We start from the raw sequence: 17,399 nt of genomic DNA, 5'->3' as shown, positions 1-17,399 counted from the left end.
ACGCGCTCACGCCTCGAACGCGGCCGGCCGGATCGCGATGATCCGCGAGCCCGGGAAGCGCGCGGTGAACGTGCTGCCGCGCCCTTCCTCGCTCTGCACGTACAGGTGCGAGTCGTGCCGCTGCAGCACGTGCTTGACGATCGCGAGGCCGAGCCCCGTGCCGCCCGTATCGCGCGAGCGGCTGCGGTCGACACGGTAGAAGCGTTCGGTCAGCCGCGGCAGGTCGGCGGCCGGAATGCCGAAGCCGCTGTCGGTGACGGAGAACACGCCCTGCGCGCCCTCGCGCCGCCACGACACGAAAATCTTGCCGCCGTCCGGCGTATAGCGGATCGCGTTGGTCACGAGATTCGCGAACGCACTGAACACTTCGGTCTGCGCGCCCGTCACGCCGAGCGTCTCGTCGATCGCGAACGCGATCTCGTGATGCCCGTTCGACAGCGTCTGCGCATCTTCCTTCAGATGGTCGAACACGGCACGCATGTCGATCGCGTGATCCATCGGCGGCTTGCTTTCGCCCTCGAGCTTCGCGAGCACCAGCAGGTCGGTGACGATGTGCCGCATCCGCGACGCCTGCTGCTCCATCATCTCGAGATAGCGCGCGCGATCTTCCTCGTTCAGCGGCAGTTCGCGCATCGTCTCGAGGAAGCCCGACAGCACGGTGAGCGGCGTCTTCAGTTCGTGCGACACGTTCGCGACGAAGTCGCGCCGCATCGCGTCGGTCCGCTCGAGCTCCGTGATGTCCTGCGTGAGCAGCAGCTTGCGGTTCTCGCCGTACGGGAACACCTGCACTTCCAGCACGTTCTGCCGCGAGTCGCCCATCCCGCGCATCACGAGCGTCTCGTCGTAATGCTGCGCGTTCAGGTAACGGACGAACTCCGGATGACGCACCAGGTTCGTGATGTGCTGGCGCAGGTCGCGCTTCGCATCGAGGCCGAAGTGCACCTCGGCGATCGCGTTGCACCACTCGATCTGGTCATGGTCGTCGAGCATCGCGACGCCGTTCGGCGACGCCTGGATCGCCTGGATGAAGCGCGAATGCTGCTGCTCGACCTGGCGCACCTGCGCATGCCACTGCTTCGCGAGCTTGTGCAGCCGGTAGTAGATTTCGCCCCAGATGCCCGGTGCGCTCGGCACCTCGCCGTAGACGGGCGCATCGAGCAGACGCCACAGGCGTTGCGTATGGAAGGTGCTGAAGAAGCCCTGCGCGACCAGCATCACGACCGCGAACCCGAGGGCCGCGGTCGGGCCGGCGAATACGCCGACCAATACGCTGATCAGCACGAGCAGCACGAGCGACACCAGAAAGCGCGCCCAGATGATGTTCATGATTCAGCGTCCGAAAGAATGAACGGCATGCCGCGGCACACGGCATGCCCGGATACGTTACGCGTGCTTGGCGAGCCGGTAGCCGCTGCCGCGCACGGTCTCGATCATCGCATCGCAGCCGGCCGGTTTCAAGGCCGCGCGCAATCGTTTGATATGGACGTCGACGGTGCGTTCCTCGACGAACACATGATCGCCCCAGACCTGGTCGAGCAGTTGCGTGCGGCTGTGCACGCGCTCCGGATGCGTCATGAAGAAATGCAGCAGGCGGAATTCGGTCGGGCCGAGATCGAGCTTGATCTCGCTGCCGTCGCCGTGCGCGGCGACCCGATGCGTGGCCGGATCGAGGCGCAGCCCGTTGATCGACACGACGTCCTCGGTCAGCTGCGGCGCGCGGCGGCGCAGCACGGCCTTGATGCGCGCCATCAGCTCCTTCGGCGAGAACGGCTTCGTCACGTAGTCGTCCGCGCCGATCTCGAGGCCGAGCACCTTGTCCTGCTCGTCGCCGCGCGCGGTCAGCATGATGATCGGGATGTGCTTGGTCCGTTCGTTGTTGCGCAGGTCGCGCGCGAACGCGATGCCGGACTTGCCCGGCAGCATCCAGTCGAGCAGCACGAGATCGGGCAGCACGTCGCTGATCAGGTTCTGCGCCTGCTCCGCGTTGTACGCGCGGATCGGGCAGTGACCGGCATGCTGGAGATTCACCGAGATCAGTTCGGAAATCGCTGGCTCATCTTCGACGACGAGAATGTTGCTGGGCATCGGCACCTCTGTTCTTCCTATACGGAGTCGATTAACTGTTGGCTTCGCGATCGAGCGTGTCGCGCGGCTGGTGCCGCACGTCGGTGCCCTTCACGATGTAGATGATGAATTCGGCGATGTTCTTCGCGTGGTCGCCGATCCGTTCGATCGCCTTCGCGATGAACAGATACTCGAGGCCGACCGAGATCGTGCGCGGATCTTCCTGCATGTACGACACGAGCTTGCGCACGAACGCGCGGAATTCGAGGTCGATTTCCTTGTCGTCCTTGACGATCTGCGCGGCCGCCACCGTATCGAGGCGCGCGAACGCGTCGAGCGCGCGGCGCAGGATCGTCACGGCCATCTCGCCCGACACCTTGATCTCGGCGATGTTCACCGCACGCGCGGCCGGTTCTTCGATCAGGCGGCGCACGCGCTTCGCGATCTTCTCGGCCTCGTCGCCGGCGCGCTCGAGGTTCGTAATCGTTTTCGAAATCGACATCAGAAGACGCAGGTCGCGCGCGGCCGGCTGCCTCCGCGCGATGATGTTGCCGCACTCCTGGTCGATGTCGACTTCCATCGCGTTCAGCGTTTCCTCGGCCGCGATCACCTTCTCGGCCGCATCGCGGTCGAATTCGTTCAGCGCATGCATCGCGCCGACGATCTGCGACTCGACGAGCCCGCCCATTTCCAGCACTTTCGACGACACGGCATTCAGGTCCGCGTCGAACTGGCTCGACAGATGTTTATCCGACATGGTTGTGGTTCTCCGTCATCAGCCGAAACGGCCGGTGATGTAGTCTTCCGTTTCCTTGCGCACCGGCTTGATGAAGATCTTTTCGGTTTCGCCGAATTCGATCAACTCGCCCAGGTACATGTAGGCCGTGAAGTCCGAGCAGCGCGCGGCCTGCTGCATGTTGTGCGTGACGATCACGACCGTGTAGTCGCTCTTCAGCTCCGCGATCAGTTCCTCGATGCGGCCCGTCGAGATCGGGTCGAGCGCCGAGCACGGCTCGTCGAGCAGCAGCACTTCCGGACGGATCGCGATGCCGCGCGCGATGCACAGACGCTGCTGCTGGCCGCCCGACAGACCGTAGCCGCTCTGGTTCAGCTTGTCCTTCACTTCGTTCCACAGCGCGGCCTTCGTCAGCGCCCACTCGACACGATCGTCCATCTCCGAGCGCGTGAGCTTTTCGAACATCTTCACGCCGAACGCGATGTTGTCGTAGATCGACATCGGGAACGGGGTCGGCTTCTGGAACACCATGCCGATCCGCGCACGCAACAGCGAGATGTCGCGCTTGGTGGTCAGCAGGTTCTCGCCGTCCATCAGGATTTCGCCTTCGGCGCGCTGCTCCGGATAGAGCGCGAACATCTTGTTGAACGTGCGCAAGAGCGTCGACTTGCCGCAGCCCGACGGGCCGATGAACGCCGTCACCTTCCCTTCGGGAATGCGCAGGTTGATGTTCTTCAGCGCGTGGAACTTGTTGTAGAAGAAGTTGAGGTTGTTGACCTCGATCTTCGCGTTCAGCGGCGCCAGCGGACGGCCATGCGACGCATCGTGCGTGCCGGCGGGCGCAGCGGTGCGCTCGACGGGATTCAGGTGGCTTTCTGCCATATTCATCGGATTGCTCCGCCGTTACTTTTTCGAGAAGATCGAGCGCGCCAGGATGTTGAGTCCGAGCACCCCGAGCGTGATCAGGAACACGCCCGCCCATGCGAGCGACTGCCATTCGGCGAACGGGCTCATCGCGAACTTGTAGATCGTGACGGGCAGGTTGGCCATCGGCTGGCTCATGTCGACCGAGAAGAACTGGTTCGACAAGGCCGTGAACAGCAGCGGCGCCGTTTCGCCGGCGATCCGCGCGACCGCGAGCAGCACGCCCGTCACGATCCCGCCGACCGACGCGCGCAGCGTGATCTTCAGCACCATGCGCCACTTCGGCGTGCCGAGCGCGACGGCTGCCTCACGCAGCGCGTTCGGCACGAGCTTCAGCATGTTCTCGGTCGTGCGGATCACGATCGGGATCTGCAGCAGCGCGAGCGCGATCACGCCGGCCCAGCCCGAGAAGCGCCCCGACTTCGCGACGACGATCGCGTACACGAACAGGCCGATCACGATCGACGGCGCCGACAGCAGGATGTCGTTGATGAAGCGGATCGTGCTCGCCAGCAGGTTCTTCTGGCCGTATTCGGCGAGATAGACGCCCGCGAGGATGCCGATCGGCGTGCCGACCAGCGTGCCGAAACCGCACAGCAGCAGGCTGCCGACGATCGCGTTCGCCAGGCCGCCGCCTTCGGTGTTCGGTGCCGGCGTCGATTCGGTGAACAGCTGCAGCGACAGGCCGCCGACACCGAGATGCACCGTCGTGTAGAGAATCCACACGAGCCACAGCAGGCCGAATGCCATCGCGGCGAGCGACGCGGTCAGCGCGATCGCGTTGGTCACCTTGCGCTTGCGCTGCAGGCGGTTGCGCATCGCGTCGAGCGCGGCGCCGTTCGGCCCCGGGAAATTCATGATGGGCTCGCTCATTTCTTGCCCTCTCCCTTCTCGAGACGAAGCAGCAGCAGTTTGGAGATGGACAGCACGATGAACGTGATCACGAACAGGATCAGGCCCAGTTCCATCAGGGCGGACGTATGCAGGCCCGGTTGCGCTTCCGCGAATTCGTTCGCGAGCGCCGACGTGATGCTGTTGCCCGGCGCGAACAGCGACACGCTGTCGAGCAGGTTCGTGTTGCCGATCACGAAGGTCACGGCCATCGTTTCGCCGAGCGCGCGGCCGAGGCCGAGCATCACGCCGCCGATCACGCCGGTCTTCGTATAGGGCAGCACGACCTTCCACATCACTTCCCACGTCGTGCAGCCGATCCCGTACGCCGATTCCTTCAGCAGCACGGGCGTGACTTCGAACACGTCGCGCATCACCGATGCGATGTACGGGATGATCATGATCGCGAGGATCACGCCGGCCGCGAGAATGCCGATGCCGATCGGCGCGCCGGCCGTCAGCGGACCGAGCACCCACACGTCCTTGAAGAGACGGCCGATCGGTTTCTGGAAGTATTCGGCGAAGATCGGCGCGAACACGAGCAGGCCCCACATGCCGTACACGATCGACGGAATCGCGGCGAGCAGTTCGATCGCGATGCCGAGCGGGCGGCGCAGCCACACGGGCGACAGTTCGGTGAGGAACAGCGCGATGCCGAAGCTGACCGGCACCGCGATGACGAGTGCAATCAACGACGTCACGATCGTGCCGTAGATCGGCACGACTGCGCCGTAGACATCCGAGTTCGGATCCCACTCGGATTGCCACAGGAAGCCGAGGCCGAACTTCTGGATGGTCGGCAGCGACGCAATGATGAGGGAAACGATGATCCCGCCCAGCAGCAGCAGGGTCACGATCGCGGCGAGCCGTGCGAGGCCGCCGAACAGAACGTCTCCGAGACGGCTCGGCGCGCGTTGCTGCGCGGCATCGGACCGGGAGGACGTGTACGAAATATCAGACATGGGCGCCTGTTCTGGATCGCCGGGCGCCGTAACGCCCGGCCTTACCGCACACACTGCCCGGCCGGCACGACCGGGCAGCGAACCGCTGGATGGCTTACTCTGCGGCGACCGGCTTGCCCGATGCGTCCGTCACCTTCGTCTTCCACTGCTTGCGGATTTCCGTCTCGACCGATGCCGGCAGCGAGATGTAGTCGAGGCTGTCGGCAGCCTTCTCGCCGTTCTTGAACGCCCAGCTGAAGAACTTCAGCGTTTCGGCGCCCTGCTCCGGCTTGTCCTGCTTCGCGTGCAGCAGCACGAACGTCGCGCCGACGACCGGCCATGCTTCCTTGCCCGGCTGGTTCGTCAGGATCTGGTAGAACGACTTCGACCAGTTCGCGCCTGCAGCAGCGGCCTTGAACGTTTCGGTCTTCGGCTCGACCACCGTGCCCGTCGAGTTCTTCAGGGCCGTGTAGATCATGTTGTTCTTCTTCGCGTACGCCCACTCGACGTAGCCGATCGCGCCCGGCAGGCGCTGCACGAACGCCGCGACGCCGTCGTTGCCCTTGCCGCCCGTACCCGTCGGCCAGTTGACCGTCGTGCCTTCGCCGATCTTCGACTTCCATTCGTCGTTGACCTTCGACAGGTAGTTCGTCCAGATGAAGCTCGTGCCCGAGCCGTCAGCGCGGCGAACGACCGCGATGTCCGTATCCGGCAGCTTGACCTTCGGGTTCAGCGCGGCGATCGCCGGGTCGTTCCACTTCTTGATCTTGCCGAGATAGATGTCGCCGAGCACCGGGCCCGACAGCGTCAGTTCGCCGGCCTTCACGCCCGGCACGTTGATCACCGGCACCACGCCGCCGACCACCGTCGGGAACTGGAACAGGCCTTCCTTCGCGAGCTCTTCATCCTTCAGCGGCGCGTCCGAACCGGCAAAATCGACCGTCTTCGCGACGATCTGCTTCAGGCCGCCCGACGAGCCGATACCCTGGTAGTTCACCTTCGCGCCGCCGGACTGCTGGTAGTCCGCAGCCCATTTCGTATAGATCGGCATCGCGAATGTGCTGCCTGCGCCCGTGATGTCGGCAGCTTGCGCGGCGACTGCGAAAAGCGCGCCAGCCAGGCCGGCAATCGCGGTTTGCATCAATTTCATGAGACCTCCAGTGTGTGAGCGGATGACTACGGCACCGCGAAGGTTAGGGGCTCCTCATGACGATAATGTGACAATCGATGAAACTGGCGTGACAGTAACATGACTGGTTGAAAGGGTGTAGCGGGCCCGGTTCGGGCAGCCGCACAAGCGCGGCGTGGCGGGATTAGCGGCAAGAATTGCCGGTCGGGAAGAGGCAGATCCGCGCCCGCCGATGCGGGTTGCGAGCGGATCGTATCGCAGCGCGCGCGGGCCGGAAAGCCCCTTGCCGCGGCTGTCCCGATTCAGGGACGGAGGATTTATTTGATCAGACGAAATCCGCGTCGAAAGCGGCCTCTATTTAATAGCGCAAACCTTTGCGTCTGACGAATTGCGGCGCCCGCAGGCGCCGCATGTCGAATCACCGGGGCGGCGGCGCGCACACGGCCGGACCGTCGCGCGCCGTCGCCGAGCCGGTTCAGGCCGTCGCCGCTCGCACCGCGTCGGCGATCGCTTCCGCGTGACGCGTCGCGTCGGCCGCATGCCGGGCCTCGACCATCACGCGCAGCACGGGCTCGGTGCCCGACGCGCGGATCAGCACGCGGCCGTGACCGGCCAGCGCGCCTTCGGCCGCGTCGATCGCCGCGCGAATCGATGCGTTGCCCTTCCAGTCGGCACCCGGTTTCATCCGCACGTTGATCAGCTTCTGCGGGAACAGCGTGACGCCGTCGAGCATCTGCGCAAGCGTGCGGCCGCTGCGCTTGAGCGCGGCCAGCACGAGCAGCGCCGACACGATGCCGTCGCCGGTCGAATGGCGGTCGAGCGACAGGATGTGGCCCGAGCCTTCCGCGCCGAGCTGCCAGCCGCGCTCGCGCAACTGTTCGAGCACATAGCGGTCGCCGACCGCCGCGCGCACGAACTCGACGCCCTCACGCTGCAGCGCGACTTCGACCGCGAGGTTCGTCATCAGCGTGCCGACTGCGCCGTCGACCTTGCCGACGGTCGCGATGCGGTCCTTCACGAGCACGTAGAGCAGCTCGTCGCCGTTGTACAGCCGGCCGGTCGAATCGACGACCTGCAGGCGGTCCGCATCGCCGTCGAGCGCGATGCCGAGGTCCGCATGGTTCGCCCGCACCGCGCGCATCAGCGCGTCGGGCGCCGTCGCGCCGACCCCGTCGTTGATGTTGAAGCCGTTCGGCGCGACGCCGACCGGGATCACGTCCGCGCCGAGCTCGTGGAACACGTGCGGCGCGATCTGGTACGCGGCGCCGTGCGCGCAATCGATCACGAGCTTCAGCCCGCGCAGATCGTAGGCGGCCGGGAACGTGCTCTTGCAGAACTCGATGTAGCGGCCGGCCGCATCGTCGAGGCGGCGCGCCTTGCCGAGCCGGTCCGACGATGCGCATTCGAGCGGCTTGTCGAGCCATGCCTCGATTTCGGCTTCCGTTTCGTCGGGCAGCTTGTTGCCGTCGGCGGAGAAGAACTTGATCCCGTTGTCCTGGTACGGGTTGTGCGATGCGCTGATCACGACGCCGGCCGACAGGCGCAGCGCGCGCGTGAGATACGCGACGCCCGGCGTCGGCATCGGGCCGGCCAGCATCACGTCGACGCCGGCCGCCGAGAAGCCGGCCTCGAGCGCGGCCTCGAGCATGTAGCCCGACACGCGCGTGTCCTTGCCGATCAGTACCGTCGGCCGTGCACCGGCCGCGACGTCGGCCGCACCGGCCAGTACCTTGCCGGCTGCATAGCCGAGACGCAACACGAAATCAGGCGTGATGGGCGCCTCGCCCACCGTGCCGCGAATGCCGTCCGTGCCGAAATATCGACGTCCCATGGCGAACCTTCCTCCTTCGTCTTTCTGATTTCTGACTTATCGTTGCCGCGCGGCTTCGCGCACGGCGTTCCAGACCTTCAACGCATCGACCGTCGCCGCGACGTCGTGCACGCGCACGATCGCAGCTCCACGCTCGAGCGCGCACAACGCGGCCGCCACGCTCGCCGCGACGCGTTCCATCGGCGGCTTGCCGCCGATCACCGCGCCGAGCATCGACTTGCGCGACATGCCCGCGAGAATCGGATACGCGCGCCCGTCGGGCCGCGCCGGCGCCGTGTCCGGCAACGCGGCCAGCAGCGCGTAGTTGTCGTCGACCACCGCCTTGCCGAACCCGAAGCCCGGATCGACGCAGATCCGTTCCGGCGCGACACCCGCGTCGCGCAGCGCCTGCGCGCGCGCGGCGAGAAAATCGCGCACGTCGCTCACGACGTCGCCGTAATCGGGCTCGCCGACCTGCATCGTCTGCGGCTCGCCGAGCATGTGCATCGCGCACAGCCCGCTGTTACCCTTGCGCACCGCATCGATCGCGCCCGGCTGACGGAAACCCCAGATGTCGTTGATCAGGTCCGCGCCGGCAGCGAGCGCCGCGCGCATCACGGCCGGCTTGTAGGTGTCGATCGACAGCGGCACGTTCAGCGGCCGCAACGCTTCGACCAGCGGGATCACGCGCGCGAGTTCCTCGTCGAGCGGCACGGGCGGCGCGCCGGGGCGCGTCGACTCGCCACCGATGTCGATCAGGTCGACGCCTTCGGCGATCATCCGCTCGGCCTGGCGCAGCGCATCGTCGCGCGCGAGGAAGCGGCCGCCGTCGGAGAACGAATCGGGGGTGGCGTTCAGAATGCCCATCACGAGCGGGCGCTCGAACGTCAGGGAGAAACGGCCGCACTGCAGCGGCGCGGGAATGGATGCTGAAACAGCGGAATCGGGCACGGGCGGGAGGCGTTGATGAATGCAAAACGGGCCGGTGTGAAGCCACACCAGCCCGTGAACGGTGCTACGGCGAAGGTCAGGCCGGCGAAGCAGGCGCCGGCGCGTTGCCGGGCTTCACTTCGGCGGTGGTGCCGCCGCCCGACGAATCGCCGCCGACAGCCGGCGAACTCTTCGGCGAGCGCGGCGGACGCCCTTCCATGATGTCGTTGATCTGATCGGCGTCGATCGTTTCCCACTCCATCAGCGCGGCCGTCATTGCCTCCACCTTGTCGCGGTTCTCTTCAAGCAGGCGGCGTGCAAGGCCGTACTGTTCGTCGAGCACGCGGCGGATTTCGCCGTCGACCTTCTGCTGCGTCGCTTCCGAGATCGTGCGCGTGAAGCCTCGGCCGAACGGGCCGTTGTCGCTCTCGTCGTCGACGTAGACCATCGGCCCGAGCGCGTCGGTCATGCCGAAACGGGCCACCATCGCGCGTGCCGTCTGCGTGGCCTTGTTGAAGTCGTCCGACGCGCCGGTGCTGATCAGGTTCAGGAACAGCTCCTCGGCCACGCGGCCGCCGAACAGGATCGCCAGGCGGTCGAGCAGGTAATCCTTCGAATACGTCTCGTTGTCGTGCTCCGGCAGCTGCCACGTGACGCCCAGCGCGCGACCGCGCGGGATGATCGTGACCTTGTGTACCGGATCGGCCTTCGGCAGCAGCTTCGCGATCACCGCGTGGCCCGACTCGTGGTAAGCCGTGGCGCGCTTCGCTTCCTCGCGAATCACCGCCGACTTGCGCTCCGGACCCATGAAGATCTTGTCCTTCGCGTCCTCGAAATCCTGCATCTCGACGATGCGCTTGCCGCGGCGGGCGGCGAACAGCGCCGCTTCGTTCACGAGGTTCGCGAGATCGGCGCCCGAGAAGCCCGGCGTGCCGCGCGCGATGACCGCTGCGTCGACGTCGTTCGCGATCGGCACCTTGCGCAGGTGCACGCGCATGATCTGCTCGCGGCCGCGGATGTCCGGCAGGCCGACATAGACCTGGCGGTCGAAACGACCCGGACGCAGCAGCGCCTTGTCGAGCACGTCGGAACGGTTGGTCGCGGCGATCACGATCACGCCCGAGTTCGCTTCGAAGCCGTCCATCTCGACCAGCATCTGGTTCAGCGTCTGCTCGCGCTCGTCGTTGCCGCCGCCCATGCCGGCGCCGCGATGACGGCCGACCGCGTCGATTTCGTCGATGAACACGATGCACGGCGCGTGCTTCTTCGCCTGCTCGAACATATCGCGCACACGGGCCGCGCCGACGCCGACGAACATTTCGACGAAGTCGGAACCCGAGATGCTGAAGAACGGCACCTTCGCTTCACCGGCGATCGCGCGGGCCAGCAGCGTCTTGCCGGTACCCGGAGGGCCGACGAGCAGCACGCCGCGCGGAATGCGACCGCCCAGCTTCTGGAATTTCTGCGGGTCGCGCAGGAAGTCGACGAGCTCGGACACTTCCTCCTTCGCTTCGTCGCAGCCCGCGACGTCGGAGAAGTTCACCGCGTTGTTGTTCTCGTCGATCAGCCGCGCGCGCGATTTCCCGAACGAGAATGCGCCGCCTTTGCCGCCTCCCTGCATCTGCCTCATCATGTAGAACCAGAACACGATGATCAGGATCGTCGGCCCGAGGTAGTACAGCGCGGACATCAGCGCGTTCGGCTCGTCGTCGGCCTTGCCGCTGACCTGCACGCCGTACTTCATCAGATCGCCGACCATCCAGATGTCGCCGGGCGACACGATCTGGTATTTCTGGCCATCAGCCGGAGTGACGGTGAGGTTGCGCCCCTGAACGATGACGTTCTTGACCTTGCCGTTCTTGGCGTCGTCCATGAACTGCGAATAGGACACACCTTCCTGGACGCGGGGCTTGTCGAACTGCTTGAACACCGTAAACAGCACCAGTGCGATCACCAGCCACACTGCTGCCTTCGAAAACATATTGTTGTTCAAAGCACCACTCCTTCACTCGTAGACGAGCGCCTACATTTTCCTTGCGGCGCTCCTCGGTCATTCTAATCCAGTCCGACCACCCCTGCCATAAGGATTGACAACCGCCGCGATAGCGCTTCGCTTGTCTGGCAAGGGCCGGAGCCCGTTTGCGGCACGCCGCTGCGCGTCAGCGCGGATGCTTCAGATGCCGACCCAAAATGAACGTTTCGGACGATTTGTCGCGGGACGCCTTCGGCTTGCGCGGCGCGACAGTCTTAAACTGCTGTTTGAACTTTTCGACGATCTGGCTGTAGCCGCTGCCGTGAAAGCACTTCACGAGCAGCGCACCGTCCGGCTTCAGATGATTCTGCGCGAATTCGAGCGCCAGATCGCACAGATGCTCGATGCGCGCCGCGTCCGCCGAGGCCACGCCGGAGAGGTTGGGGGCCATGTCGGAAATAACAAGGTCCACCGAGCGACCTTCGAGCACTTCTTCGAGCCGGTGGAGGACGTCGTCCTCGCGGAAATCGCCCTGCAGGAAGTGGACGTCGGCGATCGGCTCCATCGGCAGGATGTCGAGCGCCACGATCGTGCCGTCGATGCCGCCTTCGCGCTCCGCGTCGCGCTTCTTGCCCTGCGCGAGCTTGTTGCGGGCATACTGGCTCCAGCTGCCCGGCGTCGCGCCGAGGTCGACGATCACCTGGCCCGGACGGATCAGCTTGTCCTGCTCGTCGATTTCCTTCAGCTTGTACGCGGCGCGCGCGCGATAGCCCTCCCGCTGCGCCATTTTGACGTACGGGTCGTTGATGTGGTCGTGCAGCCAGTGCTGGTTAAAGCGGTTTTTTGCCATTCGAGAGAGAGATTGCTGCTATTTGCTTCGTGAAGCCGTGCTTTTGGCGGATAATACGCGTCTTCTTCGCGCGGCTGCGGCCCCTTCCGGGCCCAAGCCGCGATTTTACGTGGTTTCGGCGCGCGGCTGATGCGGTAACTTCCCGCGATTCGCTTCTGACGCAGCGCGCCCCTATTTAGATTTCGACATTTCCATGCCCGCCCTTTCGCTTTCCCCCGCCGAGCGCTCCGCGCTGCGCTCCCAGGCCCATGCGCTCAAGCCCGTCGTGCTGATCGGCGCCGAAGGGCTCACCGACGCCGTGCTGAAGGAAATCAAGGTGCACCTCGCTGCGCACCAGTTGATCAAGATCCGTGTGTTCGGTGACGAGCGCGACGAGCGCGTCGCCATTTACGACGAGATCTGCGACCGCCTGAACGCGGCGCCGATCCAGCACATCGGCAAGCTGCTGGTGATCTGGAAGCCCGAGGCTGCCGTGACGGCCCCGGCCCGCGGCCGTCGTGCCGGCGCGCTGCCGAGCGCGGCCGAAGCCGTCGACGACAAGAAAGGCCGTGCACCGCGCACCGTCAAGGTCGTCAAGGTGTCGCCGAACGCGAGCCCGGTGCGCCGTCCGCGGCCGGTGAAGGTCACGGTGCGCGGCAACGAGCGCGTGACGGCAGGCGGCACGGTGAAGCGCGCGAAAAAGCGTCAGGCCAGCACGAAGCGGCCGCACCAGGGCAAGTAATCCCGCCGCGCGGCACGGGGCACCCCGTGCCGCGTTGCCCGCGCGGCGCTCAGGCCATTCAGGCGTCTTGCGCCGGCAGACGCCAGATCAGCATCAGCCCCAGCACGCTCTCGACGAGATAGAACAGGCTCGAGACGCCGTGCAGCATCCCGAAGCGGCTCGCATACGGCGAGTTCGCGATATCGGTGCCCGCCTCCATCGCGGCCACCCGCAGCGCGTTCATGAACGGCTGCAACGCAAAATACCCGACCAGCACGCACGCGACCATCGCCGCGACGATCCAGCGCACGCGACGATAATCGCCGCTGCCGCGCCGCACCTGCTGGTTCGACAGCGCGAGCAGCAGCACGCCGCATACGACACCGAGGATCGCCTCGATGCGGAACAGCTGGGCGGCGACCGAGCCGGCCGTCATCCGCTCCAGCGTCCGGAACAGCACGGGCGCGACCGCATACCCGATCGTCAGCAGGCTGCCTACCCACACGGCCGACAGCAGGCGGAACACGCGATGCGGCATCACGTCGCCCCGCTTCAGATATAGCTGACCGAGATGATTTCGTACTCGCGCACGCCGCTCGGCGCCTGCACGGCCGCGACGTCGCCTTCGGACTTGCCGATCAGCGCGCGCGCGATCGGCGAGCTGACCGAGATCAGGCCGTGATCGATATCGGCTTCGTCGTCGCCGACGATCTGGTACTTGACGGTGTCGCCGGACTCGAGATCCTCGAGTTCGACCGTCGATGCGAAGACCACGCGGCCTTCGGCGTCGAGCACGGTGGGATCGATGACCTGCGCGGCCGACAGCTTCGATTCGATTTCCGCGATGCGACCCTCGATGAAGCCCTGTTTTTCTTTCGCAGCGTCGTATTCGGCGTTTTCGGACAGATCGCCCTGTGCGCGAGCCTCCGCGATCGCGTTGATCACGGCCGGCCGCTCGACGGACTTGAGGCGCTGCAATTCATCGCGCAGTTGCTCTGCGCCACGCTTTGTCAACGGAATGGTGCTCATAAACGGCTCAATCGCTAAAAACGGCTATAAAAAAAATCACCGCGATTAAACGTATTTCCGGTGAACCGGAAACACCGCTTAATCGCGGCACGTGTTGCTTCGACAGGTAACTGACTGCTTAGTTTAGGCGAGCGTGAAGACCTTGTAAATCATAGACTTCCAGATCCTTCAGGTAGCGCAGGCCTTCGACGGCCGCGCGCGCGCCGGACATCGTCGTGTAGTACGTGACCTTGTGCGCCTGTGCGCTCATGCGGATCGAACGCGAATCGGCGATCGCCTGGCGCGTCTCGTCGACCGTCGTGAACACGAGTGCGATCTCGCCGTTCTTGATCATGTCGACGATGTGCGGACGGCCGTCCTTCACCTTGTTCACGACCTTCACCGGCACGCCGGCCGCTTCGATCGCGGCAGCCGTGCCCTTGGTCGCGACGATCGGGTAGCCGAGGTCGTGCAGCATGCGCGCGACTTCGACCGCCTTCGGCTTGTCGGCATCCATCACGGTGAGCAGCACCGTGCCCGACTCCGGCAGGCGCGAACCGGCCGCGAGCTGCGACTTGAACAGCGCTTCGCCGAAGGTCTGGCCGACGCCCATCACTTCGCCGGTCGAACGCATTTCAGGCCCGAGGACCGGATCGACGGTCGGGAACTTGACGAACGGGAACACCGCTTCCTTCACGCTGAAGTACGGCGGCTCGACTTCCTTCGTCACGCCCTGCTGCGCGAGCTTCTGGCCGACCATCGCGCGCGCCGCGATCTTCGCGAGCGGCAGGCTGGTCGCCTTCGACACGTACGGCACCGTGCGCGACGCGCGCGGGTTCACTTCGAGCACGTAGATGATGTCCTGCTTCGAACCGTCCGCCTGCGGCACCTGCTGGATCGCGAACTGCACGTTCATCAGGCCGACCACGTTCAGCGCCTTCGCCATCGCACCCGTCTGGCGCTTCAGCTCGGCCACGGTTTCCTTCGACAGCGAGTACGGCGGCAGCGAGCATGCCGAGTCGCCCGAGTGGACGCCCGCCTGCTCGATGTGCTCCATCACGCCGCCGATGAACACCGATTCGCCGTCGCAGATGCAGTCGACGTCGCATTCGATCGCGTCGTTCAGGAAGCGGTCGAGCAGCACCGGCGAATCGTTCGACACCTTCACGGCCTCGCGCATGTAGCGCTCGAGGTCGCGCGGCTCGTGGACGATTTCCATCGCGCGGCCGCCCAGCACGTACGACGGACGCACGACGAGCGGGTAGCCGATTTCGGCCGCCAGCGCGAGCGCTTCGTCTTCGGCGCGCGCGGTGCGGTTCGGCGGCTGGCGCAGGCCGAGGTCCTGCAGCAGCTTCTGGAAGCGTTCGCGGTCTTCGGCCGCGTCGATCATGTCCGGCGACGTGCCGACGATCGGCACGCCGTGCGCCTCGAGGTCGAGCGCGAGCTTCAGCGGCGTCTGACCGCCGTACTGGACGATCACGCCGACCGGCTTTTCCTTGTCGACGATCTCGAGCACGTCTTCCAGCGTCAGCGGCTCGAAGTACAGGCGGTCGGACGTGTCGTAGTCGGTCGACACCGTTTCCGGGTTGCAGTTGACCATGATCGTTTCGTAGCCGTCCTCGCGCATCGCGAGGGCCGCGTGCACGCAGCAGTAGTCGAACTCGATGCCCTGGCCGATCCGGTTCGGGCCGCCGCCCAGCACCATGATCTTCTTGTTGGTGGTCGGCTGCGCCTCGCACTCTTCCTCATAGGTCGAGTACATGTAGGCCGTCTTGGTCGCGAACTCGGCCGCGCAGGTGTCGACGCGCTTGTAGACCGGGCGCACGTTCAGTTCGATGCGGCGGCGACGGACGTCTTCCGGCGTCGCGCCGAGCAGCTTCGCGAGGCGGCGGTCGGAGAAGCCGCTCTGCTTCAGGAAGCGCAACTCGTCGAACGTCAGCGACGCGAGCGTGCGGCCCGCGAGCGCCTTTTCCTTCAGGATGATCTGCTCGATCTGCTCGAGGAACCACGGGTCGATCGCGGTTTCCGCGAAGATTTCCTCGGCCGTCATGCCGATGCGGAACGCATCGCCGACGTACCAGATGCGGTCCGGGCCCGGCTCGTGGATCTCGATCGCGATCTCGTCGCGGTCGGTCGACTTCTCGTCGAGACCGTCGACGCCGACTTCGAGGCCGCGCAGCGCCTTCTGGAACGATTCCTGGAACGTGCGGCCGATCGCCATCACTTCACCGACCGACTTCATCTGCGTGGTCAGGCGCGAATCGGCTTCGCGGAACTTCTCGAACGCGAAACGCGGGATCTTCGTGACGACGTAGTCGATCGTCGGCTCGAACGACGCCGGCGTCTGGCCGCCGGTGATTTCGTTCTTCAGCTCGTCGAGCGTGTAGCCGACCGCCAGCTTCGCCGCGACCTTCGCGATCGGGAAGCCGGTTGCCTTCGACGCGAGCGCCGACGAACGCGACACGCGCGGGTTCATCTCGATGACGACCATGCGGCCGTCCTTCGGGTTGATCGAGAACTGCACGTTCGAGCCGCCCGTGTCGACGCCGATCTCGCGCAGCACCGCGAGCGATGCGTTACGCAGGATCTGGTATTCCTTGTCGGTGAGCGTCTGCGCCGGCGCGACCGTGATCGAGTCGCCGGTGTGCACGCCCATCGGGTCGAGGTTCTCGATCGAGCACACGATGATGCAGTTGTCGGCGCGGTCGCGCACGACTTCCATCTCGTATTCCTTCCAGCCGAGCAGCGATTCCTCGATCAGCAGTTCGCGCGTCGGCGACAGGTCGAGGCCGCGCTTGCAGATCTCTTCGAATTCTTCGCGGTTGTATGCGATGCCGCCGCCCGAGCCGCCGAGCGTGAACGACGGACGGATCACGACCGGGTAGCCGCTGCCGCCGGTGCCGGCCATGATCTCGGCGTGCACCTGGGTCGCTTCTTCCATCGAGTGCGCGATGCCCGACTTCGCGGAACCGAGACCGATCTTGGTCATCGCTTCCTTGAATTTCTGGCGGTCTTCCGCCTTGTCGATCGCTTCCGGCGACGCGCCGATCAGCTCGACGCCGAACTTCTCGAGCACGCCGTGGTGGTGCAGGTCGAGCGCGCAGTTCAGCGCGGTCTGGCCGCCCATCGTCGGCAGGATCGCGTCCGGGCGCTCCTTCTCGATGATGCGTGCGACCACTTCCCACGTGATCGGCTCGATGTACGTAACGTCGGCCGTGTTCGGGTCGGTCATGATCGTCGCCGGGTTGCTGTTCACGAGGACGACCTTGTAGCCCTCTTCACGCAGCGCCTTGCAAGCCTGCGCGCCCGAATAGTCGAACTCGCAAGCCTGGCCGATGATGATCGGGCCGGCGCCGATGATGAGGATGCTTTTGATGTCTGTGCGTTTTGGCATGGCTTGTGAATTCAGTAAGTAATCTTTGTCGTGGCGTTGTCGTCGGTCGG

15 protein-coding genes are annotated in these 17,399 nt (G+C 65.3%); 1 reads left to right on the top strand and 14 read right to left on the bottom strand.

The window, feature by feature from the left end:
• Positions 1–6: 6 nt before the first annotated feature.
• The 11 genes from phoR to DIE02_RS26270 all read right to left on the bottom strand — a co-directional run bounded on the left by phoR (position 7) and on the right by DIE02_RS26270 (position 12,247).
• Complete coding sequence (phoR, locus tag DIE02_RS26325; protein WP_044844887.1) at positions 7–1,326, bottom strand: phosphate regulon sensor histidine kinase PhoR; 1,320 nt, start codon at positions 1,324–1,326, stop codon at positions 7–9.
• 57 nt (positions 1,327–1,383) lie between these two features.
• Complete coding sequence (gene phoB / locus DIE02_RS26320) at positions 1,384–2,085, bottom strand: phosphate regulon transcriptional regulator PhoB (RefSeq protein ID WP_006750313.1); 702 nt, start codon at positions 2,083–2,085, stop codon at positions 1,384–1,386.
• Positions 2,086–2,116: 31 nt separating this feature from the next.
• Positions 2,117–2,821: a phosphate signaling complex protein PhoU gene (phoU, locus tag DIE02_RS26315; protein ID WP_044844888.1), complete on the bottom strand. Its 705-nt coding sequence runs from the start codon at positions 2,819–2,821 to the stop codon at positions 2,117–2,119.
• Positions 2,822–2,839: 18 nt separating this feature from the next.
• Entirely contained in the window at positions 2,840–3,688 is an 849-nt protein-coding gene (gene pstB / locus DIE02_RS26310; protein ID WP_124487588.1) for a phosphate ABC transporter ATP-binding protein PstB, read from the bottom strand.
• A gap of 15 nt (positions 3,689–3,703) precedes the next feature.
• A complete protein-coding gene (gene pstA / locus DIE02_RS26305; RefSeq protein WP_044844889.1) occupies positions 3,704–4,597 on the bottom strand; it encodes a phosphate ABC transporter permease PstA in 894 nt (297 codons plus the stop codon).
• On the bottom strand, positions 4,594–5,577 hold the full coding sequence (gene pstC / locus DIE02_RS26300) for a phosphate ABC transporter permease PstC (RefSeq protein WP_124523544.1): 984 nt from the start codon (positions 5,575–5,577) through the stop codon (positions 4,594–4,596). Before pstC ends, pstA begins: the two co-directional genes overlap by 4 nt.
• Positions 5,578–5,671: 94 nt before the next feature.
• Entirely contained in the window at positions 5,672–6,706 is a 1,035-nt protein-coding gene (gene pstS / locus DIE02_RS26295) for a phosphate ABC transporter substrate-binding protein PstS (RefSeq protein ID WP_124523546.1), read from the bottom strand.
• A gap of 454 nt (positions 6,707–7,160) precedes the next feature.
• Positions 7,161–8,516 carry a phosphoglucosamine mutase gene (glmM, locus tag DIE02_RS26285; RefSeq protein WP_044844892.1) on the bottom strand — a complete coding sequence of 452 codons (1,356 nt, stop codon included), beginning with the start codon at positions 8,514–8,516 and terminating at the stop codon, positions 7,161–7,163.
• Between the two features lie 36 nt (positions 8,517–8,552).
• Positions 8,553–9,494 (bottom strand): dihydropteroate synthase, encoded by a 942-nt coding sequence (gene folP, locus DIE02_RS26280; RefSeq protein WP_124523548.1) that lies wholly within the window; start codon positions 9,492–9,494, stop codon positions 8,553–8,555.
• Between the two features lie 28 nt (positions 9,495–9,522).
• Positions 9,523–11,418 carry an ATP-dependent zinc metalloprotease FtsH gene (gene ftsH / locus DIE02_RS26275; RefSeq protein WP_044844894.1) on the bottom strand — a complete coding sequence of 632 codons (1,896 nt, stop codon included), beginning with the start codon at positions 11,416–11,418 and terminating at the stop codon, positions 9,523–9,525.
• A 166-nt stretch (positions 11,419–11,584) separates the two neighbouring features.
• The gene (locus tag DIE02_RS26270) at positions 11,585–12,247 is read right to left on the bottom strand and encodes an RlmE family RNA methyltransferase (RefSeq protein ID WP_124523550.1); all 663 of its coding nucleotides are present in this window, start codon (positions 12,245–12,247) and stop codon (positions 11,585–11,587) included.
• A gap of 193 nt (positions 12,248–12,440) precedes the next feature.
• On the opposite strand from DIE02_RS26270, the gene DIE02_RS26265 reads away from it, so the two are divergent.
• Entirely contained in the window at positions 12,441–12,968 is a 528-nt protein-coding gene (locus DIE02_RS26265; protein ID WP_124487583.1) for a YhbY family RNA-binding protein, read from the top strand.
• 58 nt (positions 12,969–13,026) lie between these two features.
• Here DIE02_RS26265 and DIE02_RS26260 read toward each other — a convergent pair whose 3' ends face one another.
• The 3 genes from DIE02_RS26260 to carB all read right to left on the bottom strand — a co-directional run bounded on the left by DIE02_RS26260 (position 13,027) and on the right by carB (position 17,349).
• Positions 13,027–13,485 carry a DUF4149 domain-containing protein gene (locus DIE02_RS26260; RefSeq protein ID WP_044844897.1) on the bottom strand — a complete coding sequence of 153 codons (459 nt, stop codon included), beginning with the start codon at positions 13,483–13,485 and terminating at the stop codon, positions 13,027–13,029.
• Positions 13,486–13,499: 14 nt separating this feature from the next.
• Positions 13,500–13,976 (bottom strand): transcription elongation factor GreA, encoded by a 477-nt coding sequence (greA, locus tag DIE02_RS26255; RefSeq protein WP_021163362.1) that lies wholly within the window; start codon positions 13,974–13,976, stop codon positions 13,500–13,502.
• Between the two features lie 118 nt (positions 13,977–14,094).
• Entirely contained in the window at positions 14,095–17,349 is a 3,255-nt protein-coding gene (carB, locus tag DIE02_RS26250) for a carbamoyl-phosphate synthase large subunit (RefSeq protein WP_044844898.1), read from the bottom strand.
• Between the last annotated feature and the right edge of the window lie 50 nt (positions 17,350–17,399).

Source organism: Burkholderia sp. Bp8991, assembly GCF_003853795.1.
GTDB lineage: Bacteria > Pseudomonadota > Gammaproteobacteria > Burkholderiales > Burkholderiaceae > Burkholderia.
The sequence above is the reverse complement of the archived record's forward strand: the minus strand, read 5'-3'. Positions and strand labels throughout refer to the sequence as shown.